The sequence below is a fragment of the Leptolyngbya sp. PCC 6406 genome (genome assembly GCF_000332095.2).
In the GTDB taxonomy this organism is placed as follows: domain Bacteria; phylum Cyanobacteriota; class Cyanobacteriia; order Phormidesmidales; family Phormidesmidaceae; genus PCC-6406.
In genome coordinates, this window is sequence record NZ_KI913949.1 from 2156135 (window position 1) to 2179045 (window position 22911).

Sequence of the window (22911 nt, forward strand, 5' to 3'; positions counted from 1 at the left end):
TCCCTGTCACCGAGTCCAGTTCTGCTATGTATTCCCAGGTCTATTACCTCCTCCGGTCCAAGCAGGATGGTCGCCATCTAGCGGCTCGTACTGGAGAGGAGGGGGCGGCTCAAACCTTTTTGCTCCTGTTTGGGGCAGACCATGAGGCGTTGACCTACCTCAGCACCCATGCCCCTGAGGCTCGCGATCGCTTTGCCCTGGAATCGGTTTCGGCCTACCAGCTCAAGGATTTACTCAAGCGCTGGGGGTTTAGGGGAGTGGGCCTGGTACGCGACCCCGTGACCCCCATGGTCGATTTCCTAGAGCAGGGTCAGGCCCTATTTCTCTAGCTGGTCCTCTAACTGGTCGTGATAGAGACTGTGGACCAGATTTTCCAATTTTTCTTCTGAGAGACAATCCGATAGCGCTGCCATCACATCCACCAAGCGGGCTGCCGACTCCCCTAGGGTGGGGCTCAGACCCCAAACATCCTGCACCCACTCTTCCGCTGAACCATCGGGGAAGATCATGCGGGCCAGGAGTTGTTGGGATTCGCTGTGGGAAAGGGCCATGGGCAGAGGGATTGTCTTAATGACTTAGGGTCTTAATCCTTAATTGTCGGGATGGGACGCTGGTCCCTCGGTAGCGCGGGGGACCAGGGGATCGACGAGCACAATCGGAATGCTGCGACCTAATCTTTGGCCATCCTGGGCCTGCATCATGCGGCTGGCTTGGGCTGGGTCAAAGTAGCGGTCAAATTCCGCCTGGAGTTGGGCCGTTGTTCCTTCCGATTCAGCCACTGCTGCCTGCACTTTTTGGAGGGTTTGGCGCTGGACTTGGTGGTAGGGCACTAACCGAACTAGGGTAGACAAGGCCACTAAGCTAATGCCCAAATTCACCGTCAAGCGGATAGTCATTTCCCAGGCCAAGGCTCGGTGGGCTTGGGCTGCGGAGCGCGAGGGTCTGCGACCGGCCAAAGGCAATCGCGCCTTCACTCGGGGCTGGGCAGGCCGGGGCCGCCGCTGGGGGGACTGGACAGGTACCAAGTCTGGGAGGGGCTGGGGTAAGCTCATGGGCACCTCTAGATGGAAAACTCACCCCTCGACATTGGGCGAGCCTGCCATAGAATAGCCTCAATTATGGGATAAAACCACAAGAATTGAGAAAAAAAGCGATGGATTTGCATCCCACCTCCGATCCCCACCATGCTCCCGATAAAAATCTCCCGATAAAAAGCCGCCCCGAGGAAACCCCTGGGGCGGCACTGAACTTGAATTGAGATCGAATGTACTGTCGAACGCCACAGAGGGACGCCCGACTGGCCCCGGTTGGTCCCCTACTTGTAAAGCTCAGTGGACAGTCGGAATGCCAATACGCCGGGAATTAGCGCGATCGCAAGGGCAATGAAAATCTGAGTATCGGATAACGCCATAGTTATCAATCCTTTCTATTGAGCGACTGATCGACATTGAAGGCTTCCCTGGGGAAGCTGAGTCCAATTTTTCCCTATCTCCCGACCTTTCAGCCCTATCTCTAGGGCAACTGTTACACAGCGTAACTTTGCCCAGGGAGAAAGAGGGCAGGCCAAAATAGGGGGAGCCTGCTGTTATTGTTCCTGGTTTTTCTTAAACTTCAAAATGTCATCTTCGTCACTATTGCCGGGGCTAGCATGGAGTAAACCTGCAATACAGCGCTTTGATGGCATTCCCTGACATTTGCCATGCCTCGGCCATTGCTCCCTAGTCCCTGATCTGACTGAATCATGTTCTTCCCCTAAGTTCCTCCCCTAAATTGAACCTGCGTGGCCCTGTGATCGATTCCTCTCTGTCTGAAAGCCCCCAAGTTGCCCCCTTTGATCGTCAACTCAAGCGGCTCCAACGCGATGTCCTGCGGATGGGTGCGCTAGTTGAAAATTCCTGTCTCCTAGCCCGCAGTGCCCTCTGCGATCGCAACCTCGAAGCCGCCCAACAGCTCAAGGTTCACGATAAGCGCATCGACCAGTTCTACCGTCAGATCGAACTCGACTGCGTCAACCTGTTAACCGAGCCCCGACCCGCCACCCAAGGGCTGCGCCACATCAGCGCCTTCATGCAGTTGATTCGCGATCTAGAACGCATCGGCGACTATGCCAAGGACATCGGCGAAGTCGCGATTAAACTCTTTCCCTACCCCGTCCATCCCTGTATGCAGCCGATCCAAGTGATGCTTGACCGCTGCCGCTCCATGGTAGCCCTCAGCCTCGTCGCCCTATCGGATCTAAATGCCGAAATTGGGTTGGATATTAAAGAAAAAGACGATGCGGTCGATGACGACTACGATGCCCTCTACGATCAACTGGTCCATCCCGACAACCCGATTGAGAATGTAGAAACCGTTGTATTACTAGTACTCGTCATCCGCTACTTAGAGCGGGTGGCAGACCACGCCACCAACATTGGTCGTCGCATCGCCTATGTTGTAACGGGCGAGCGCACCTAGAGTAGGGTATATTTGGTATCGGCCTCCGGCTTCCCAGCCTGCTGATTCATGCTGGGTTGTTATCTGGATGTGGGCTGCTACCCGTGGCACGTGAGCGGAATCATAGAACTGGCCTACCCTTAGGTTAAAGATCTGCAAGCTTAAAGATCTGCCTGTTCACTACCCCCTGCCCCGTCAATTCGCCCCAATTTGCACCGATAAGGATCACTCGCTACATGAACTTTTCGATTGCTGCCCTGCTGGCTAATTTCACCGAAGACAAAAGCGTTACCCTCAAGACCCTCCAAAAAAAGCTCCACTGTGAGGATGAAACCAGTATTCGAGAGCTACAGATTGCCGTAGACGCCCTAGAACGTATCGGGGTTTTGGCAAAGGAGCGGGGTAAATACCAGCGAGTGACGGAGGATGGGGTTGTAGAAGGTAAGCTCCGCTGCTCTAGCAAAGGGTTTTGCTTTGCCATCCAAGATGATGAAGCCGCCGACGATATCTACGTCCGTGAGAGCCAGTTGAATACGGCTTGGAACGGCGATCGCGTTTTGGTGAGGGTGACCAAGGAAGGGAGTCGTCGCCGTAGTCCCGAAGGAGAGGTCCATCTGATTCTAGAGCGGGCCAACGCCTCGGTGCTGGCGCGGGTTAAGACCGAGAAAGATACCTTCCAAGCCGTCCCCCTAGACGACCGCCTCCTCTTTGAGCTGGCCCTAGAGGGGGAACCAGCGTTGCTCAAGGAAGCCGTTGATCAACTGGCCCATGTCGAGGTCGTGCGTTATCCCCTCGGCCAACATCCCCCCCAGGGTAGAGTGGCCCAGATTCTCGGCAGCGACGCCGAAGCCTCCTCCGATCGCGATATTGTTTACTGCAAACATGACCTGCCCCGCAGTTTTACCGAGGCTGTGCTCGCGGAGGCTGCGACCCTCTCCGATCAGGTTGGCAAAGCCGCGAAGGATCGCATGGACCTGCGCGATCGCCTCACCCTCACCATCGACGGTCCCGATGCCCGAGTCATTGATGATGCTCTCACCCTAGGCAAGGACGACGACGGCAACTGGCAACTCGGCGTCCATATTTCCGATGTCAGCCACTATGTCCCCCTCCATTCCCAGATTGACCAAGAAGCCTTCAAGCGAGGCACCTCCGTCTACCTGGGGGATGAAGTCATTCCGATGCTGCCCGACCCCCTCTCGGGAGCCCTCTGCTCCCTACTGCCGGGGGAAGATCGCCTTACCCTATCGGTTTTGGTCACCCTGAATCCCGATGGTGAGGTGCTGTTCTTCGAGATTCAGCCCACCGTACTGCGGGTAGACCATCACCTCAACTACAACCAAGCTCAAGGCATTCTCGCCCGCGAATTCCCCGAGGAGTTAGAAAAACTTGGGGTCACCCCAGCGGAATTGGAACCTTTTCAGCCCATCCATGACCTCTTGGAGGATCTCTTCACCCTCAGTCAAGCAGCACGCTACCAACGCATGTCCCGAGGATCCTTTGAGCTGAACCTGCCGGAACACGAGTTCCCCGATGATGCAGAAGAAGCCCTAGCCTCCTACGCTTCTCCTAAATTCCAGTACGACGACGAGGGACTGTTGGGAGTAATGGTGGTGTCTTCCCTCCTGCCCGCTCGCATGGTAGTGACGGAATTCACCCTCTTAGCCAATCAGCTTGTCGCTTCCCATCTTCAGTCGTTGGGGGTACCCGCCATCTATCGCCTCCATCGTCCCCCCAATGTGGCGGATGTGCAGGAGCTGATCAAGCTGGCGGAAAATATGGACATCCAGCTCGAATTGGCGGATCCCGAAACCATCACCCCCGCTGACTACCAACGCTTCACTCAGCAGTTCGCTGCTTCCCAGTCGGAAAAGATCCTCACCTATCTGTTGTTGTCTACCTTTAAGCCCGCCTTCTACGCCGCCCAAGCTGGGGGACATTTTGGCTTGGCCCTGGAGGATGGCTATGCCCATTTCTCTTCGCCGACACGGCGCTACCCTGACCTCATGGTGCATCGGGTACTCCATGCTGTGTTTGAAAAGGGGCGCGATCGCAGATCCACCCGCTCCAAAGACGGGGTCAACCTGCGCCACAGCAGTTGCCATGGTCAGATCAACTGGAATGTTCTCCCCCCCGATCTCCACCACGAGCTAGAAGACTACATCCAGCGCATCACAGGGCCGCTGACAGAGCGAGAACGTCTTGCCCAGGATGCAGAGTCAGATCTAGAGGGGCTAAAGAAAGCCGCCTTCATGCGAGACCATACCGGTTCCGTCTTCCACGGTCTGATCACCGGGGTCCAGTCCTACGGCTTCTTTGTGGAGATTGAAGAATTATTAGTAGAAGGGTTAGTGCATGTCAGCTCCCTCAAAGACGACTGGTATGAGTACCGTTCCCGTCAGCAAAAGCTGGTAGGCCGCAAGAATCGTCGCCAGTTCCGCCTGGGGGATCGGGTTGAGGTCCAAGTCAAGAACGTAGACTACTACCGCCAGCAGATTGACCTAGTTGCTGTCGGTGGGGGCAGTGAAGCCGACGAGGATGACGATGAGGGCGATGAGGACTTCAACGGCAATGGCCATCCTGGGGATGACTACGAGCCCGATGTAGACAGCCAGGATGAATCGGAATAAGCCTGTTCCCGCTAAAGCCCTGCCCCTCACCCTGGGGGTGACTGGGGCTTCCGGCCTGATCTATGCGGTGCGCGCCCTCAAATTCCTCCTAGAGGCCCAGATTCCGGTGGAGTTGGTGGCATCTCGGGCGACCTACCAAGTCTGGAAAGCGGAGCAAAATCTCCAGATGCCGGGGGAACCCGATGCCCAGGCGGAGTTTTGGCGGGCTCAGGCAGGGGTACCCCAACAGGGCTCTCTCCGCTGCCATCCCTGGGGGGATGTCGGAGCCACAATTGCCAGCGGCTCCTTTCGCACCCTGGGCATGGTGATTTTGCCATGCAGCATGAGCACCGTGGGCAAGCTGGCAGCGGGCCTTAGTTCAGACCTGTTGGAACGGGCGGCAGATGTGCAACTCAAGGAGCGCCAACCGCTGGTGCTGGTCCCCCGCGAAACCCCCTTCAGCTTGATTCACCTGCGGAATCTCACCACCCTGGCGGAGGCCGGAGCCCACATTGTTCCCGCCATCCCCGCCTGGTACCACCAGCCTGAGACGATTCTGGACTTGGTGGACTTTGTCGTAGCCCGCGCCCTAGATTACTTTCACCTGGACTGTGTGCCCCTGCGCCGCTGGCAGGGTTCCAACCCCGAAGATGACCTTCCAGGATGACCTCCCCTGGTACCGCAAGGCATAAGGATGCAAGGGGATTCCAGGGAACACAAGGGTTCCACTGGGCATAGATACTGTGTTAGCGCCTCAGCAGGCTTGGCCCTGAGGCGCTAACACAGTATCTACGCAGACTCACAAAGGTAAAGACTCTTTATCCGGCAAGGGTTTGAGGGTTGGGCGAAGTCGTATGTCTTTCAGACAGGCTGCGCCAACATGCAATGGCTCCCCCAGGGAGCAAGCGCGATCAGCGGAGCGGGTACGTTATTTTCCTGCGAGTCCCTTAGGGCCTGTGGACAATTAACTCAGAGGGCCGTATCGTGGCCTTGCCCACGGTGCCCTTCAGGGAGAGTTGGACTGTAAAGAACCCCTGCCCCTATTCCCTTTGACAAGCTCAGGGAAAGGGGACAGAGACAGGGGTTTTTATACCTGGGAATAGGTTTAGGGCGTGGAGAGAACCTCTATACGAACAGGGCCGACACCAGCTCGATCTAGGCCAATTTCCCGCGCAGCACCAGCGGAGAGATCGAGAATACGTCCGCCACTAAAGGGGCCGCGATCATTGATGCGGACTACCACTTGACGGTTGTTGTTGACGTTGGTGACTCGAACCACAGTGCCAAAGGGCAGCGTGCGGTGGGCAGCAGTGAGGGCGTTTTGGTTAAAGACCTCACCGTTGGCAGTGCGGCGACCATGGAAACCGGGTCCATACCAGGAGGCCCGTCCAGTGACCACGGAGACCACATTCCAGTTAGAGGTGGAATCTGTAGCGGTAGGTTGGCCTTCGACGGATTGAAGGGGATCTGCGCCCCCCAAGAGGCGGCGGAGGCGGTTGGTGGCTTGGAGCGCATCCATGCCCTCGTTATTCGTGGTGTCTGGCAGCATCACTGTCTCGTCCACGGTGACGAGGTCATCATCAGCTAGGGCGATGACGTAGGTTTCTTGGTCTGCATCCCAGCGGACGGAGATGGCGGTGGCATCTCCCTCGGCTTGGTGAAAGGCTTCAATCAGAGCTGCGATCGCGGTGGCTTGCACAACTGGATCGGCATCGACAGTAGCGGTGTCTGTGGCTAAATCTGGGGCTGCGGTGGCCTTGGTATCGCTGAGGGTGGCTAGCTCGGAGCCAATGAAGGTCAGGACCGGAATGTTCTGAACGTAAAGAGTCGCGGCCTGACGATCGTCGAGGGGGTGGGAAATGACAATAACAAGGTCAGCGGAACGACGGGACAGAGTCCGAATTTCAGGGTTTGCAGCGGTCTCGGATGGGAGCGTTTCAGCCCCTGCGTTCTCGGACAAATTCTCTAGAGACAGATCGGAAAGAGCACTATCGGGTGAGGCAGTGTCAGGGAACACATCGGCGGTGTCAGGGTTGAGGTGGAGCAGTTCTTCAAGTCTGTCAACTTGCTGAGCATGGCTGGGCAAGGCAGCGCCGACGGCAGATACAAACACCGCAGCGGTCAGACTGTGAAACAAGCGTTGATGCATAGGGGTAACCAAATTCAACAATCCGGGCTGAGAGGGTGGGGGCCGTCCCCGATTCGGTCTGGCAAGTCATTAACAATTGCCATCTCATACCTGCCCTCTCATACCCGCTTTAACTTCACTCTGTGCAATGTTTTTTGAACGACTAGAACCCTACCACGAAGGTTCTGGGTTGGGGATCCGGGCAACAGGTGAGGCGGGGATCGAAAAACAGGGATTTAAGTTCCCTTTACAAATCTCAAAATCCCACGGGGTAAGCATCCTCGATTTTTTATTCGGGACCATAAGAGAGAAAATATGTTTTGAGATTGTTATCTGTTTTGTGTTTGACTTTCGTAAAAGTAATCATTCAGGTCAGGATCTCGGGGTCTTTTTTCATCAAAACCTGACTGGACTATGCAACTTCACCCATAGTCACTGGAGACGAGAAAACGCCACGATACCCGGTCTAGGATCGAAATTCTGGAGCAGTTGGGCTGCTACTACAGCAGCAGCCAATATCGTTAAGCCTGGAACGAACAAGGGGCTTAAGCCCCTTGTCCTAACCTGGATGGCCACTGCCATACCTAAACTTCTCCTCAAATCCCCATACAAAAATTCTCCATATATATAGACAATGGGGAACGCACTGATGAGGTAGGGCGATGGATTACCGGGATGCGGGGGTAGATGTAGTGGCGGGACGGGCCTTTGTGGACCGAATTCGAGACATGGTGGCCAGTACCTACCGCCCCGGTGTGCTGGGGGGATTGGGGGGCTTCGGCGGCTGTTTTCAGCTCCCCACGGGGTATCAGGAACCCGTGCTGGTTTCTGGCACCGATGGGGTCGGGACCAAGCTCAAGGTGGCCCAGGCCCTCAATCGCCACGACACCATCGGCATTGATCTGGTCGCTATGTGTGTCAATGATGTCCTTACCAGCGGGGCCGAACCCCTCTATTTTTTGGATTACTTGGCCACCGGAAAACTGGCCCCGGACCAACTGGCGGGGGTGGTGGCGGGGGTGGCGGCGGGCTGTCGGCAGGCGGGCTGTGCCCTGCTGGGGGGCGAAACGGCGGAGATGCCCGGTTTCTATGGTCCAGGGGAATATGATTTGGCGGGATTCTGTGTTGGCATTGCGGAAAAAACTGCTCTGCGGGATGGTTCTCAGGTAGCCCTTGGGGATGTTGCGATCGCACTACCCAGTACCGGCATCCACAGCAATGGCTATAGCCTTGTCCGCAAGATTATGGCGGAGGCCCCCCGCGATGGAGCCAGTTCCGGCTATGACTGGGCAGACTGTCCGCCACTGCTCCATGGGGTTTCCCTGGGGGATGCCCTGCTGACGCCAACCCAGATCTACGTTCAACCCGTCCTCGCGGCCCTCAAAGCCCAGCTTCCCCTCCACGCGATGGCCCATATCACCGGGGGCGGCCTGCCGGAAAATCTCCCTCGCTGTCTCGGCCCCGGCCAGTCCATCGCCCTACAGCCAGGAAGCTGGCCCATTCTGCCCATTTTTGACTGGCTGGCAGCGGCGGGGCCGGTCGCCCCCGAAGCCCTGTACGACACCTTCAACATGGGGGTGGGCTTTGTGTTGCTGGTGCCGCCAGAAAGTTGCGATCGCGTTATTGCCTTCTTTGCTGACCAGGGCACAGCCGCCTACGCCATTGGCGAAGTCATCTCCGGCGATGGGCAAGTGCAGGGCATCCCCTTGAGCAAAGATTACGTCTCTGGAGACTCTGACCCCATGCCCCTAGGGCGTGGGGACCATTAACGAGGACATCCTTGCGGGGTAGGCATGAACACGCCCGCCCTACTGAATCAAGCTAGGGGCTGCAACCACCCGATAACAAGCAATCTGGCTTTGATTATCCACAGCCCCTAGGGCGTGGGGACCATTAACGAGGACATCCTTGCGGGGTAGGCATGAACACGCCCGCCCTACTGAATCAAGCTAGGGGCTGCAACCACCCGATAACAAGCAATCTGGCTTTGATTATCCACAGCCCCTAGGGCGTGGGGACCATTAACGAGGACATCCTTGCGGGGTAGGCATGAACACGCCCGCCCTACTGAATCAAGCTAGGGGCTGCAACCACCCGATAACAAGCAATCTGGCTTTGATTATCCACAGCCCCTAGAATAGGGGCGACCCCCTAGACCCCAAACAGGAGAAATTTCCCTTGAAATCCCAAGTCCCCAGTTGGCAGCCGATTGTCCTAGCCTTTTTCGCACTCATCGTGCTGGCAGTCGGCTCCAGTAGCTTTGTCATCGTCAATCCCGGACAGGCCGGCGTCCTCAGCATCCTCGGCAAAGCCCAGGACGGCCCCCTAATGGAAGGCGTCCACTTTAAGCCCCCCATCATCTCCAATGTGGATGTGTATGACGTGACGGTACAAAAATTCGAGGTTCCGGCCCAAAGCTCCACGAAGGATCTTCAGGATCTCACCGCCAGCTTTGCCATCAACTTCCGCCTAGACCCCAGCGAAGTGGTCACCATTCGTCGGACCCAAGGCACCCTAGCCAATATTGTCTCCAAGGTAATCGCCCCCCAAACCCAAGAATCCTTCAAAATCGCAGCGGCACGGCGCACGGTAGAAGAAGCCATCACCCAACGCACCGCCCTCAAGGAAGACTTTGATACTGCCCTGGGTTCTCGCCTAGAGAAGTACGGCATCATTGTCCTCGATACCAGCGTGGTGGATCTGAAATTCTCGAAGGAATTTGCCAAGTCAGTAGAAGACAAGCAAATCGCCGAGCAGCGGGCTCGCCGCGCCGTTTATGTGGCCCAAGAGGCAGAGCAGGAAGCCCTGGCAGAAATCAACCGAGCCAAGGGTCGGGCCGAAGCCCAGCGCCTGATCGCCGAAACCCTCAAGGCCCAAGGCGGTAAACTCGTCCTACAAAAGGAAGCCATCGAAGCTTGGCGAGAAGGAGGTGCCCAGATGCCCAGGGTGCTGGTCACCGGCAGCGATTCCGGCAGTGTTCCCTTCCTCTTTAACATTGCCGATTCTGATAAGAATTAGCCATCTCCCGCCTGTCGAAACGCGCTTTACTCTGCCATTGAGCGAGGGACGGCAGGCGGATATCGGAGGCTAACCCCACCTGAGCCAGGGCTTGAATTAACCAAAATGTGGGATCAGGTCGCAAGCTCACCCGATAGCCGTCATGGCTAAAGCCATGGCGGGCGGAGTGGGAAAAGGTGTGGTGGGGGTTGTGAAACCCTTCTCCCAGAGTCAGCAGGGCAATCCAAGGATTAGAGCGACTATTGTCGCGGCTGTCGAAGGGCTGGGTGCCAAAACAGTGACACACCGAATTAACACATTGCACCGCATGGAAAAGAATGACTAGGGAAATCAAATATGCGATCGCATATTCCGGCCCTAGGGCCACCGAAGCCAGCAGAATCAACAGTGTCGGCACAAAATAGAGCCGATCCCACAGCCGCAAAATCCTCTGGCGTTCAATATCCAGCGGTAAGCGTTGGGGCTGGGTCGTGAATAACCAAATCATGTGAGACCACCAAAACCCCCGACTAGGACTGTGGAGATCCGGAGGCTGATCAGAATATTGATGATGGTGCCGATGGTGACTCACCCACCAACTCGGTCCCATCATGGCGGCACTTGCAGCCAGAAACGCCCAGGGCCACTGCATCAACCGAGGCATCTTGAAGGATCCGTGGGCTAGATACCGATGGTAAAAGAGGGTGGTCGCGAACATCCCCAGGATGTACCAAACCACACCGTAGGCGACCGCCGAGGATAGCAGCCCTGGCGTTATTCCGCGCCAGCCGCCCATCCAGACATAGCTGCCCAAACTAAGAATCGCTAGGAGATGAATCGAGATTTGCATGATCGGCCCGCCCCGGTAAAGGATACGCAGAGTCGGGCTGGGGGTTTTCTGTACAGAAAAAAGCTTGGTCAAAAGATGCCTTAGATGTACTAAAAGTTTTCTAGGATCCGCTGGACAATCTGGGTGCCGGTCACAGCTTGCCAGCCAAATAGACCCACCAACACAATATTCAACGTGATGTGGGTATAGCGAGCGGTATCATTGCCCTTTTGCATAAAGGGGACGAGGGCAGCGGAGGTAGCAATCAACCCAGTCATCGTCAGACCCACGATCAGGTGTGGCCCCAAAAAGAGCTTGCCATTGTTAATGTAGGTGACCGCCATGCCACCAATGGTCCCCAACACCATCAAGGCTAGAAGGGCAGACCCGATTTGATGGTGGCGGATGTTGAACTTGCCCTTGATCAGGGCCTTTTTCTCATCTCCCTCTGCGGACCGAGTGCGGCGAACTTTTGTCCCCAGATAGAGGGAATAGAGGGTCAACCCCAAGAGTCCCCACATCATCAGGGGATGAAGGAAGTTGAGCCAGGGTTTGATCGGGTCTAGTGGGCCGAGATCCATGATGTTTTGAGGGCTTGCAGTGAGTGTCTTCACAAAAATTATAGGTTCACTGTGCCCCCCAGGGTAGGGCGATGGCGCTAAAGGCTAATCCCAAACTACCCCATTGAGGATGCGTCCTAGCCTATAGGAGATGTCTCCTAAGGATTCAAGCTAAGGAGTCAAACTTGGAATTGCACGACCAGAAAATGAATGATGAGACTGGGACAGTCGCGCTTGACAGGGGGATAATCCTCTACTGATAATGGTAATTTGTGTGAATAATAGGCTCGGAATCCCTTGGCAAACGTAGTTGTAATCGGTGCCCAGTGGGGCGACGAAGGAAAAGGTAAAATTACCGATTTGCTTAGCAGATCGGCCCATGTTGTCGTGCGCTATCAAGGCGGGGTCAACGCAGGGCATACCGTCGTCGTTAAGGATCAGACCTTTAAGCTGCACCTGATTCCCTCCGGCATTCTCTACCCCAAAACGGAATGTGTGATTGGCAATGGCACTGTCATTGATCCCAAGGCGCTAATTGCGGAGCTAGACACGCTGGAGACCCTGGGAATTTCCACCAATAATCTATTCATTTCCGATTCGGCCCATGTCACCATGCCCTACCATCGCCTGATTGATCAGGCGTCAGAGGAACGGCTGGGGAATCAAAAAATCGGCACCACCCGCCGGGGAATTGGCCCCACCTATGCTGACAAGTCTGAGCGGACGGGCATCCGCATGGTGGATTTGATCGAAACCGAAACCCTCCAAGCCCGTCTAGAGTGGGCCATCGAGTACAAAAATGTGGTGCTGGAGAAGCTCTACGGTCTGGCTCCCTTGGATTCAGCAGCGGTAGTGGCGGAATATCAGGGGTATGCAGAGCGGCTACGCCCCCATGTAGTGGACAGTTCCCTACTGATTAACCAGGCCGTGCGCGATCGCAAAAATATCCTCTTTGAGGGAGCCCAGGGTACCCTGTTGGATCTAGACCACGGCACCTATCCCTACGTCACCTCCTCCAACCCTGTGGCGGGGGGAGCCTGCATCGGCTCCGGCGTCGGTCCCACCATGATCGACCGTGTCATCGGCGTGGCCAAAGCCTACACCACCCGTGTTGGCGAAGGGCCATTCCCCACAGAGTTGACGGACTGCATGGGGGCAGCGCTGTGCGATCGCGGGGCAGAATTTGGCACCACCACTGGACGACAGCGCCGCTGCGGCTGGTTTGACGCGGTCATTGGCCGCTACGCTGTCCGCATCAACGGCATTGACTGCCTAGCGGTGACCAAGCTCGATGTACTGGATGAGATGGAGGAAATCAACGTCTGCGTGGCCTACAAGGTAGACGGAGAAATCTGCCAAGAATTTCCCAGTAGTGCCCGTCGCTTTGCCCGGTGTGAGCCCGTCTACAAATCTCTGCCCGGTTGGCAACAGTCCACCGCTGATTGTCGTAACCTAGAAGACCTGCCTCGGCAAGCGCTGGACTATCTCAAGTTTTTGGCTGAGTTGATGGAAGTGCCTATTGCGATTGTCTCGCTGGGGGCTAGCCGTGACCAGACCATCATCGTGGAAGATCCCATCCACGGACCCAAGCGGGCACTGCTCTATGAAAACGGCGTTACCTCCCAGGTCGCCTAGGGCAGCTTCCGTTTCCCTGCCTCAGCGGGTATAGGTCTCTCGGAGTCTCGACTCTGGAGTCTAATGCCCCTGTCCCTGTTCTGTTTTCTCTTTAAGATCCTCTAGCAACACTGGTTAAGTCCCATGGAATTGACGATTGAATGTAGCAAACGTACCCCTGACCAAAAGCCTAAGGCGCTACGCCGAGCTGGTCTGATGCCCGCCGTGCTCTACGGCCATAATGGGGCGGATTCGGTGGATCTGACCCTCAATACCAAGGAAGCAGAAACCTTGGTGAAGAAAGCATCCATCAACAACACCTTGATTAACCTGAGCATCCCCGATTTGCCCTGGACCGGTAAGGCACTGTTGCGGGAGGTTCAGGCCCATCCCTGGAAAAAGCTGGTATACCACATTAGTTTTTTCTCCATTGCGGCCCAGGATTCTGTAGAAGTCGTGGTTCCTGTTCACTACGTCGGTATCCCCTATGGGGTGAGCCAAGATGGCGGCGTCCTAGATACGGTGCTGAATGACCTGGCAATCCGTTGCGCCCCCAATGCCATTCCCGAGACCCTGGATGTGGATGTGTCGGCCCTAAATGTGGGGGATAGCCTCCACATCTCTGACCTGGTTCTGCCCCCTGGGGTGTTGGCGGTGGCGGAGACCAACCAGCTTGTGGCAAGTGTGCTAGGCCGAGCCAAGGCTGAGAGCGGTGATGAACCCGCCGCCGAAGCCGCCCCAGCGGTCGGTGTCGTTTAAGCCGGAAACGCCTGAAGGGGTTCCTGGCCCTTTTTTTCCCAGTGTCTGAATCGGGGCACAGCCGTGCTGTGCCCTCTGTTTTTGTCTGAATCCTTTTCGTCTGCTCTGTGTCGGTGACTTGGTGTACTATGGCTGATCCTTCCCTGCCCCCCCTAATTGAGCAGATGCTGGAGCCGGGATTCTATCCCCATCCTGTTGCCGCTCCCCTGCGCCTGATTCAGACCCATGTGTCCTACGTGGTGCTGACGGGGGACTACGCCTACAAGGTCAAGAAACCTGTGAATTTTGGCTTCTTGGACTATTCCACTCTGGATCTGCGATCGCACTTTTGCCAAGAAGAACTGCGCCTCAACCAGCGCACGGCAGCGGACCTATATCTGGCGGTACTACCCATCACCCAAACAGGGGATCGCTACCAGCTCAAGGGCGACGGCGACCCCGTGGAATATGCGGTACAGATGCGCCAGTTCCCCCAAACCGCCCTCCTCAGCCAAATGTTTGAGCAGGGAGACCTAGGGGAAGACTTGGTGCGACAACTCGCCACCACCATCGCCAACTTCCACCAAGCCGCCGAAACGGACGACGAGATTCGCAGCTACGGCACCGTGGCCCAGGTGCGCCAATCCATTGACGAAAACTACGAGCAAACCCTCGGGTTTATCGGCGGTCCCCAGACCCAAGCCCAGTTTGACGCCACCCAAGCCTACACAGACCACTTCTTCACCGAGCAGGCTGATCTCTTGCAGCAGCGGATAGCAGGGGACTGGATTCGCGCCTGCCACGGTGATCTACACCTGAACAACATTTGCTACTGGCAGAATCGCCTGTGGCTCTTTGACTGCATCGAGTTCAACAAGCCCTTCCGGTTTGTAGATGTGATGTTCGACATTGCCTATCTGGTCATGGACTTTACGGCTCAGGACCGCCCCGATCTCGTATCCGCCTTTGTCAGCGAATATGTGGAACGCACCGGAGATTGGGAGGGGCTGCAAGTTCTACCCCTGTACGTCAGTCGTCAGTCCTATGTAAGGGCTAAGGTAACCTCCTTTTTACTGGGGGATGCCGCTATTCCCGAAGCAGAAAAGCAGGCCGCCGCCGCCAAAGCCGCCCGCTACTACACCCTGGCCCATGACTATGTCCAACCCCGCCAGGGCCGCTTGTTCCTAATGGCGGGGCTTTCGGGAGCCGGCAAAAGCACCGTAGCCCGTGCCCTCAGCAGCGAGGTAGGGGCCATCCACATCCGCTCCGATGCAGTGCGCAAGCACCTTGGGGGTGTGCCCCTACACCAACAGGGACCCGAGGGCCTCTATACTCCGGCCATGACCCAGCGGACCTACGATCGCCTGCTGCACCTGGGAATCACCCTGGCCCGCCAGGGCTACACCGTGGTTTTGGATGCGAAATACGACCGCGCCCAGCCTCGGGATGCCGCCATTGCCCAGGCCCAAGCCCACGATCTGCCCCTAGACATCGTCTATTGCACAGCCCCCCAATCGGTCCTTCGCCAGCGGGTGCAGGCCCGCACCGGGGACATCGCTGATGCCACGGTGGCAGTACTGGCACGGCAAGCCTTAGAGCCCTTTGGCCCTGAGGTGGAGCCCTATGTCACTACGGTAGACACCACCCAATCCCTAAAACCCCAGTTAATCAGTATGATTGGGGGTAACTAGTACCGCAGGGCGTAAATCAGCCCACTATTGTCGCACCAGCCCAACATTTTCCAGTCCCCTTTCCCCTTGGGAGAGGGCTAGGGCTTCGGCGTGAGCTCAGCCGAACGGTGAGGGGCCGAATTGACTAAGCACTAGGGGCTGTGGATATGTTTTCCGCTGCGATTCGAGGCTGATTCCATGCCTGATAAAATTATTCCCGTCGCTCTGCGGCTGTGGCTTCTGTTTCTCTTTACCTTTCTGCTGTTGGGTTATGAGGTGGTGCCCAGTATTGTGTTTGGGGCCATTGGCGGGTTTGCAGGGGGCACCGTCAACGCTTGGTGGCAGACCCCCGGTGGCGAACCCCAGGAAACCGAAGCCCAAGGGACTCTCATCGATCCCCTGCGTAAGTGGGGCGACCGCTTCAAATCATCGGGACAGATTGGCAATCGCCTACCCTTTCTTAAACTGTTTACCCGTCGAGATAAACGCCTAAGCCGCTCCCGCCGACCTTAATGTCTTTTTACTTGTGATCTCGTCGATGATGACCTGTCAGATCCGGGAAATTCAGGCCGCCGACAATGGTGCGATCGCAGCTATTATTCGCCAAGTACTCACGGAATTTGGGGCCAACTGTGGAGGATTTGCCTGGTCCGATCCGGAGTTAGAGGATCTGGCTAGAGCCTATGCAAAACCAGGGTATGCCTATTTTGTGGCCATCGCCGGAGATCAGGTCGTGGGTGGAGCGGGGATAGCGCCCTTTCCCTGTGAGTATCCCGATCTTTGTGAGCTACAGAAAATGTATCTGCTGCCGGAATGGCGGGGTCAAGGACTGGGGCGGGCGCTGATGGATCAGGTGGTGGCGATTGCTCGGGACTATGGCTATCACGGCTGCTATCTAGAAACCTTTCGCACCATGACCGGAGCCATGGCCTTTTACGAACGGTCGGGCTTTCGTCCCCAGGCGCAACCCTTAGGCAACTCGGGACACCACGCCTGCGATCGCTTTTATCTGCGTTGGTTTGATAATGGCCTGAAGGGGAATAACCTCACCGCCTAGGGCACCTCTCCATGTTTCTTTTTTTATCCAAACTCTTGCCCCTGCTGATTTACCCCCTGGGGTTCAGTTGCGTCCTGATAGTGGTGACTATTGCCTTAGCGATATGGGGGCGGCGGCGCTGGTGGGCGGCGACGACCGGGGCGCTGGCGCTGGGGGTGCTCCTCATCGGCAGCAATGCCTGGGTGGCAACACGGCTCATGCAGTCTCTAGAATGGCGATATCTGCCCCCTGAGCCGATGCCCCAGGCAGAAGCGATCGTTGTGTTGGGGGGCGGTACCCGTTCAGCCCTGCATCCCCGACCCTGGGTAGACCTGAGTGAGGCGGGGGACCGGGTACTCCATGGCATTCGCCTTTACCAGGCAGAGCGGGCTCCAATGCTGATTTTCAGTGGGGGCCGGGTGCCATGGCGAGGGGGTGGGCAGGCAGAGTCTACGGACATGGCGACAATTGCCACCGCCTTTGGGGTGCCTCGCTCTGCCATTGTGGAAGAACCCCGGTCTTTGAATACCTATGAGAATGCGATGAATGTGAAGGCAATTCTGGAGCGGCGCGGGATTGACTCGATTTTGCTGGTTACATCGGCGAGCCACATGCCGCGATCGCTGGCAATTTTTCGGAAATTGGGGATAACTGCGATCGCGGCTCCGACAGATTTCTGGGTCTCGGAACAGTCCATCTGGGAAGTCAGTAGTAGTCTCCGCGCCGTGATCTTGAGCCTGCTGCCGGATGCCGACAACCTCAACCAAGTCAGCCGCGCTCTGAAGGAATACCTGGGGCTCTGGATTTACCGCCTGCGGGGTTGGGCCTAATATCGATCGTAAGGTAAGGGGGGGTGTGAAGGGTTACGCGATCGCGGCTAAAACCATCCTCACCAAAGCTCGATATCGAGTTCCGTACTCCATCATGAATCCCGTCTTGACTAAATTACGCTCCCAGAGATCCCTGTTCTGGAGCGGAGCAGAACCCCAAATGTTAATCCGTCACAGCCATTTCTGTGGTCCAACCCAGGAATAATTTTTGGCGTGGAATGCTTTTAGCGCCCCTAAGTTCCCTAGGATAACTAAGTACTGAGTCACCCGCCTTTGGGGGCAGAGAGCTTATGGAAGCAATGGATTTCTTTCGGATGAGTGAAGGCCGCTGGTATTCTCAGCGCACCACCCATCACCTCGCCATGCGGCGCACAGAGCTGGGCAACCTGGAAATTACCGCTTCGGTGCTGGCTGCCGATGCCCCCCAGGTGGTAAACATCTGTCAGATGCATGATGTAGACCCTGCCGCCGCTGTCGGTGGAGCAGCGGTCAACTGGCAGGGCTCTATGGCCTGGGATCAGGAGGGAGCAGGTCAGGAAGGGGCTACGGTGCTGGTGATTGTGCCCGATGCAGATAACCCCCGCCAAGGTCGTCTGCTGCGGGAAAAGGGCTACGCTGAAACCAGTCCCGTGGTTGGACGCTATCTGGTGGATGATCAGGATGGTCTGGTGTTGACCACGGAATACGCCACCATGAGTTCGGTGGAGCGGTTCTGGTTTCCCAATCCCAATCTGCGTCTCCGCACTAGTACCGTGATTGGGCTTTCCAATACCGCCTCTTTTTGTGCCGAAACCCGCCTTCAGGAGCCAGGGGATAGGCCCAGTAACACTGCGCCCCCTGTGGCAGACGAGGGGCCGGTTCTCTGCTACTCCGTCCTAGGGTGGTGAGCTACCGTAGGATCTAACTATCTCGTTTTGTAACGATAGGCCAGTTTGGGTAATGCTGTGCCCTAGGATGCTCAGAATTGCCCAGGTTAAGGGGCGGGTAAAATCCTGGAAAGTGGCTCCCTGTAAAGCCCCTAGCAAATGTTAAGCTCTGTGAGGATTTACTCAGAATTGCCCGGAATCATCGGGCGATTCCCCTATGATTACCCTTAACGATTGTATAAATCCTGAGATTCTGGAGATTCAAACGTGGCTCTTCCTTTGTTGAGTTATTCACCTGCCAGCCAAAATGTTCGTGTGGCTGCGTATGACGTGCCGGGGGATGAGCAGCCTCGGGTCTTTAGCACCGACAATCTGCTTGATGCTTCTGATACGGACGCCCTAATCGAGGCAGCTTACCGTCAAATCTTTTTCCATGCTTTTAAGTGGGATCGTGAGCCCTTCCTAGAGTCCCAACTACGCAACGCCCAAATCACGGTGCGTGATTTCATTCGGGGGCTACTGCTTTCCGAAACCTACTACACCAGCTTTTACGAAAAGAACAGCAATTATCGTTTTGTAGAGCATTCTGTTGAGCGGGTCTTGGGGCGTTCTGTCTACAGCGAGCGGGAAAAAATTGCCTGGTCCATTGTGGTAGCCACGAAGGGAATCCAGGGCTTTGTAGACGCTTTGTTGGACAGCGAGGAGTACGTGGGAGTCTTCGGATACAACACGGTTCCCTATCAGCGCCGTCGGGTGTTGCCCAGCCGGGATGGCGGAGAAATGCCGACAAATCTACGTCTGCCCCGCTACGACGAATACTATCGTTCTGTTCTGGGCTTCCCCCAGATTGTTTGGCAGAACCAAGTGCGTCGTTTTATTCCTCAAGAGCAGAAAGCTACTGCTGGCAATCCTTCCCAGTTCTTGGGTATGGCTCGCAGCATCCGTCCGGCAAGTGCAGCTCCGGCGCGGGTCACCACCGCTGACATCAACATTGCCACTAAGGTTCCGTACCGCCAACTGTAGGCAGTAGGCAATCTGTAGGGGTTGATGTCGAGATTACTTCAAGGGAATTAATGGGGGATGTCTTCGGACATCCCCTTTTTTATGCGCTTTACAGGTTTATGCACTTTACAGGATGGCATCCAGACTCGCATCCATACTATATATAGTCAGGGGTATATGGTCAGGGGCGAGAGTCCCGCGCTGCCCTAGGGCGTGTGGACAATTAATGAGGAAACCGTTGGGGGTAGGCATGACCACGCCCGCCCTACGGAATCAAGCGAGGGGCTGTAACCGCCCCATAATCAGGAATCTGGGTTTGATTGTCCACAGCCCCTAGTACCCCTAGGCTGAAATAGGCTTGCTATTCTGTCGCACCAGCCCAACATTTTCCGGTCCCCTCTCCCCGTGGGAGAGGGCTAGGGCTTCGGCGTGAGCTCAGCCGAACGGTGAGGGGCCGAGGTGTACCCCGATAGAACGGTCAGAGTATTTACGCCGCAGAGTACTAGTCTTTCAATTCCTTTGAGTCTTTTTGCCATGGAAATCCCCTTGAATTCCGGTCTATCCTTACGTCGGCCTTGGAAAAGCTGGTGGGCGGATCTAGTGTTAATAGCCCTCGTTAGTGGTCCCTTGGCGGCCCCGTTTCTGGCGGCGTCGGAGCTGCCAATTCTGGAGCAAATTGCTGACATTATCTATTGGCTGGGGATCCAGGTGTGTCCCCAGCCCGATCTGGGACCAGTCCTCGCTCCCCCTCACATCATGGCGGTGTGTATGCGCTGCTATGGCACGCTGATGGGGCTGGTGGTGATGCGGGTGCTCTATAGCCGCGATGGTCAGGGATCGACCCGAAGGGGCCATCGCGGACGGGCAGCAGCGGGCTATTCTGACCAGCCGCCTTACTGGCTTGATCAGTATGGGCTGTGGGGATTTGCGATCGCATTTGCCCTGTGTATGGTGTATCCAGCAGAATTAGCCCTCCAGGGCTTTGACTGGTGGCCCATCGACAATATCCGGATGACCCTGTTTGGTTGGATAGCGGGTCTGGGGTTGGGGGCCTATTTGATGCCTATTCTTCATGGGACAGAGGACAGTTTTGGGGAGCTAGACGCATAGAATGGGAAATCGTTGATCCTTATGATCGGCCTTCCTCTTTCGCCCGTAATCTCGGACCTAGTCCCCAAGAGCCTGTGAAACTTTCTGTTTATCACACCCCAGAAGAAGTGCCCGATGGGGCCATGCCTGACTGTGCGATCGCAATTGATGTGCTAAGAGCCACCTCGACTATGGCGGCAGCATTAGACGCTGGCGCTGCGGCGATCCATGTGTTTAGTGACCTAGATACCCTGCGAGCCGCCAGTGAACAATATTCCCCAGAAACCCGACTTCTAGCCGGAGAACGGGGGGGAGGCAAGGTAGCCGGGTTCGACTTGGGCAATTCTCCCCTAGACCATACCGCCGCCCTGTCGGCCCACCGCACCCTGTTTATGAGCACCACCAACGGTACCCGCTGTCTCCAGCGGATCCAGGATGCTCCCATTGTGATCACAGCAGCCCTGACCACCCGACAAGCGGTGGTAGATTTTCTCATCCGCCAAGGACCGAAAACAGTCTGGCTGGTAGGATCCGGCTGGGAGGGTAGCTATTCTCTGGAGGATACGGTCTGCGCAGGAGCCATTTTGCATCGTCTGACAGACCAGCAGGGGTCAGATCTGAAGGATTTGGTGGGGAATGACGCTGCGATCGCCGCCGTCAGTCTCTATCTCCAGTGGCGCGATCGTCTCCTGGATTTGCTGCACCACGCCACCCACGGTCAGCGGCTGCTGCGGCTCAAGCAAGAGGCAGATCTGGGCTACTGCGCCCAACTTGATGTGCTGGATATAGTCCCAATTCAAAAGCACCCCGGCGTGTTGGTGCGATGATTATTCACCACACCCTTTGACACCACTCATCCCCTACTCAGACAAGCGATTTATGCTTGCAAGCAGAGTCGGTAGGCCGTAATTAACGTATTACTGGGGGGGAAATCATGGCGGTTGACTACGATCTGGTGGTGATTGGTGGCGGTTCTGCTGGCTTAGTGGCCGCTAGTGCCAGTGCCCAACTTAAGGCTAAGGTGGCCCTGATTGAAAAGGAACCTCGCTTAGGGGGAGATTGCCTCCACTACGGCTGTGTTCCGAGTAAATCCCTGATCCACGCGGGTCGGGTCGCCCACACCGTTCAACATGCCGCCCCCTACGGCGTCAATGCCACCCTGCACAATGTCCGCATTCGGGAGGCTCTGGGCCATGTGCATCGGGTTATCGACACCATCCAGGAACACGACTCAACAGAGCGCTTTGAGGCTCTAGGCGTGGAGGTCATCTACGGAGAGGGCCAGTTTGTCGATAACCGGACCTTTGCGGTGAATGGTCGCCAACTCAAGGCCCGAGCCTTTCTAATCGCGACGGGGGGTCGCCCCGGCCTGCCCCCTATCCCCGGCCTTCGGGAGGCGGGGTATCTGACCAATATGACGGTATTCTCCCTTCAAGAGCAGCCTGCGGCTCTCGCGGTGATTGGGGCTGGCCCCATTGGCTGTGAACTGGGGCAAGCCTTTGCTCGTCTGGGCAGCGAAGTCACGATTCTCGCCAGTCGCGATCGCATCATGCCCAAGGAGGAACCCGAAGCCGCCCAAGTGGTACAGGACTATATGGCAGCCGAAGGGGTACGCATCCTCACCAACACTCGTGCCCAGGAAGTCTTTCTTCGGGATGGGAAAAAGGTGATTCTTACTGCCCAAGGCGAAGTGGTGGTGGATGAAATCCTCGTCGCCGCTGGTCGTGTGCCCAATGTGGAAAGTCTGAACTTACAAGCAGCGGGGGTCGCCGTGGGCAAAGAAGGCATCACCGTCAATGCCAAACTGCAAACCACCAATTCTCGCATCTACGCCGCTGGGGATGTAATTGGGGGCTACCAGTTCACCCATGTCGCCGGTTACGAAGCTACCGTCGTCATTCAAAACGCCCTGTTCTTGCCCACCAAAGCCGCCGACTACCGGGTGATTCCCTGGGCCACCTTCACGGAGCCGGAACTTGCGCGCGTCGGACTAACGGAAGATCAAGCCCGCAAACGCTACGGAGACGATATCCGGGTACTGCGCCACGACTTTGACCATGTGGATCGGGCGCTAGCGGAAGGGGCAGGCATCGGTTTTGCCAAGTTCATCACCCGCAAAAATGGCGAAATCCTCGGAGCCCACATCGTCGGTCCTGCGGCGGGGGAACTGATCCACGAGGTCGTGTTGGCCATGGGCCACAAGCTCAAGATTGGAGCCCTGACGGCCATCATCCACGTCTATCCCACCCTTTCGGAAATCAACAGCAAAACCGCTCTGCAACTGACGAAGCAAAGCTACGGGGCCAACTCCCGCCTCCAAAATATTCTGCGGGGATTTTTCAACTTTCGTCGCTCCATTGGTCGCTAGGGGCACCTAGGGGCAGATCTAGTCACCCACGCTATGAAGGTCTTCAAAAAGCAAATGGGGTTGCTATATATCCAGATCAATATCTACCCCTTGCGAAAGATCACTTCGCTAGCGTAGACAATAACGGTGCCCATCACCC

Annotated in this window: 23 protein-coding genes; 17 read left to right on the forward strand and 6 right to left on the reverse strand. The window is 56.4% G+C overall.

All coding sequences use genetic code 11. From position 1 onward, the window contains the following. Positions 1 to 26 precede the first annotated feature (26 nt). Positions 27 to 329, forward strand: coding sequence for a hypothetical protein (locus tag LEP6406_RS0209730; protein ID WP_008314172.1), 303 nt, complete (start codon positions 27 to 29; stop codon positions 327 to 329). On the opposite strand, the gene LEP6406_RS0209735 is transcribed toward LEP6406_RS0209730, so the two are convergent. The 3 genes from LEP6406_RS0209735 to psaM all read right to left on the reverse strand — a co-directional run bounded on the left by LEP6406_RS0209735 (position 318) and on the right by psaM (position 1411). Continuing rightward, positions 318 to 551: a hypothetical protein gene (locus tag LEP6406_RS0209735; RefSeq protein WP_008314170.1), complete on the reverse strand. Its 234-nt coding sequence runs from the start codon at positions 549 to 551 to the stop codon at positions 318 to 320. The two genes, LEP6406_RS0209730 and LEP6406_RS0209735, sit on opposite strands and share 12 nt — an antisense overlap. Positions 552 to 590: 39 nt before the next feature. Beyond that, on the reverse strand, positions 591 to 1052 hold the full coding sequence (locus tag LEP6406_RS27335) for a slr1601 family putative cell division protein (protein WP_008314167.1): 462 nt from the start codon (positions 1050 to 1052) through the stop codon (positions 591 to 593). A gap of 263 nt (positions 1053 to 1315) precedes the next feature. Then, entirely contained in the window at positions 1316 to 1411 is a 96-nt protein-coding gene (gene psaM, locus LEP6406_RS31080; protein ID WP_008314160.1) for a photosystem I reaction center subunit XII, read from the reverse strand. A 377-nt stretch (positions 1412 to 1788) separates the two neighbouring features. Here psaM and phoU point away from each other — a divergent pair, with 377 nt between their 5' ends. From phoU to LEP6406_RS0209760, 3 genes are all read left to right on the forward strand, one after another. Then, entirely contained in the window at positions 1789 to 2457 is a 669-nt protein-coding gene (gene phoU, locus LEP6406_RS0209750) for a phosphate signaling complex protein PhoU (RefSeq protein WP_008314157.1), read from the forward strand. 215 nt (positions 2458 to 2672) lie between these two features. After that, positions 2673 to 5066: a ribonuclease R family protein gene (locus LEP6406_RS0209755; protein WP_008314154.1), complete on the forward strand. Its 2394-nt coding sequence runs from the start codon at positions 2673 to 2675 to the stop codon at positions 5064 to 5066. Beyond that, entirely contained in the window at positions 5053 to 5712 is a 660-nt protein-coding gene (locus LEP6406_RS0209760; RefSeq protein ID WP_008314150.1) for a flavin prenyltransferase UbiX, read from the forward strand. The genes LEP6406_RS0209755 and LEP6406_RS0209760 overlap by 14 nt, the downstream gene beginning before the upstream one ends. 438 nt (positions 5713 to 6150) lie before the next feature. Here the strand turns inward: LEP6406_RS0209760 and LEP6406_RS34210 are convergent, their stop codons facing one another. After that, a complete protein-coding gene (locus LEP6406_RS34210) occupies positions 6151 to 7194 on the reverse strand; it encodes a septal ring lytic transglycosylase RlpA family protein (protein ID WP_008314147.1) in 1044 nt (347 codons plus the stop codon). A gap of 641 nt (positions 7195 to 7835) precedes the next feature. Here LEP6406_RS34210 and purM point away from each other — a divergent pair. After that, the gene (purM, locus tag LEP6406_RS27345) at positions 7836 to 8942 is read left to right on the forward strand and encodes a phosphoribosylformylglycinamidine cyclo-ligase (protein ID WP_008314140.1); all 1107 of its coding nucleotides are present in this window, start codon (positions 7836 to 7838) and stop codon (positions 8940 to 8942) included. Between the two features lie 409 nt (positions 8943 to 9351). Further along, positions 9352 to 10191 carry a prohibitin family protein gene (locus LEP6406_RS0209780; protein ID WP_008310021.1) on the forward strand — a complete coding sequence of 280 codons (840 nt, stop codon included), beginning with the start codon at positions 9352 to 9354 and terminating at the stop codon, positions 10189 to 10191. Here the strand turns inward: LEP6406_RS0209780 and LEP6406_RS27350 are convergent. Together LEP6406_RS27350 and LEP6406_RS0209790 are read right to left on the reverse strand one after the other, a co-directional pair. Next, positions 10163 to 11020, reverse strand: a complete 858-nt coding sequence (locus tag LEP6406_RS27350) for an acyl-CoA desaturase (RefSeq protein ID WP_051463652.1) — start codon at positions 11018 to 11020, stop codon at positions 10163 to 10165. The two genes, LEP6406_RS0209780 and LEP6406_RS27350, sit on opposite strands and share 29 nt — an antisense overlap. Before the next feature lie 89 nt (positions 11021 to 11109). Next, positions 11110 to 11580, reverse strand: a complete 471-nt coding sequence (locus LEP6406_RS0209790; RefSeq protein ID WP_008310024.1) for a DUF4079 domain-containing protein — start codon at positions 11578 to 11580, stop codon at positions 11110 to 11112. A 276-nt stretch (positions 11581 to 11856) separates the two neighbouring features. Here LEP6406_RS0209790 and LEP6406_RS0209795 point away from each other — a divergent pair, with 276 nt between their 5' ends. The 11 genes from LEP6406_RS0209795 to LEP6406_RS0209845 all read left to right on the forward strand — a co-directional run bounded on the left by LEP6406_RS0209795 (position 11857) and on the right by LEP6406_RS0209845 (position 22772). Continuing rightward, positions 11857 to 13194 (forward strand): adenylosuccinate synthase, encoded by a 1338-nt coding sequence (locus LEP6406_RS0209795; protein WP_008310026.1) that lies wholly within the window; start codon positions 11857 to 11859, stop codon positions 13192 to 13194. Between the two features lie 123 nt (positions 13195 to 13317). Then, positions 13318 to 13932 carry a 50S ribosomal protein L25/general stress protein Ctc gene (locus LEP6406_RS0209800; protein WP_008310028.1) on the forward strand — a complete coding sequence of 205 codons (615 nt, stop codon included), beginning with the start codon at positions 13318 to 13320 and terminating at the stop codon, positions 13930 to 13932. A gap of 128 nt (positions 13933 to 14060) precedes the next feature. Beyond that, on the forward strand, positions 14061 to 15602 hold the full coding sequence (locus tag LEP6406_RS0209805) for a bifunctional aminoglycoside phosphotransferase/ATP-binding protein (protein WP_008310030.1): 1542 nt from the start codon (positions 14061 to 14063) through the stop codon (positions 15600 to 15602). 177 nt (positions 15603 to 15779) lie between these two features. Then, entirely contained in the window at positions 15780 to 16094 is a 315-nt protein-coding gene (locus LEP6406_RS0209810) for a hypothetical protein (protein ID WP_008310033.1), read from the forward strand. Between the two features lie 25 nt (positions 16095 to 16119). After that, positions 16120 to 16638, forward strand: a complete 519-nt coding sequence (locus tag LEP6406_RS27355) for a GNAT family N-acetyltransferase (RefSeq protein ID WP_008310035.1) — start codon at positions 16120 to 16122, stop codon at positions 16636 to 16638. 11 nt (positions 16639 to 16649) lie between these two features. After that, positions 16650 to 17447, forward strand: a complete 798-nt coding sequence (locus LEP6406_RS0209820; protein WP_008310037.1) for a YdcF family protein — start codon at positions 16650 to 16652, stop codon at positions 17445 to 17447. Positions 17448 to 17737: 290 nt separating this feature from the next. Then, a complete protein-coding gene (locus tag LEP6406_RS0209825) occupies positions 17738 to 18334 on the forward strand; it encodes a phycobiliprotein lyase (RefSeq protein ID WP_008310040.1) in 597 nt (198 codons plus the stop codon). Positions 18335 to 18628: 294 nt separating this feature from the next. Next, positions 18629 to 19336 carry a phycobilisome rod-core linker polypeptide gene (locus LEP6406_RS0209830; protein WP_317133830.1) on the forward strand — a complete coding sequence of 236 codons (708 nt, stop codon included), beginning with the start codon at positions 18629 to 18631 and terminating at the stop codon, positions 19334 to 19336. A gap of 513 nt (positions 19337 to 19849) precedes the next feature. After that, the gene (locus LEP6406_RS0209835; protein ID WP_008310045.1) at positions 19850 to 20425 is read left to right on the forward strand and encodes a hypothetical protein; all 576 of its coding nucleotides are present in this window, start codon (positions 19850 to 19852) and stop codon (positions 20423 to 20425) included. 74 nt (positions 20426 to 20499) lie between these two features. Next, positions 20500 to 21231: a 2-phosphosulfolactate phosphatase family protein gene (locus tag LEP6406_RS0209840; protein ID WP_008310047.1), complete on the forward strand. Its 732-nt coding sequence runs from the start codon at positions 20500 to 20502 to the stop codon at positions 21229 to 21231. 107 nt (positions 21232 to 21338) lie between these two features. Then, positions 21339 to 22772 (forward strand): dihydrolipoyl dehydrogenase family protein, encoded by a 1434-nt coding sequence (locus LEP6406_RS0209845; RefSeq protein WP_008310050.1) that lies wholly within the window; start codon positions 21339 to 21341, stop codon positions 22770 to 22772. Positions 22773 to 22911 lie beyond the last annotated feature (139 nt).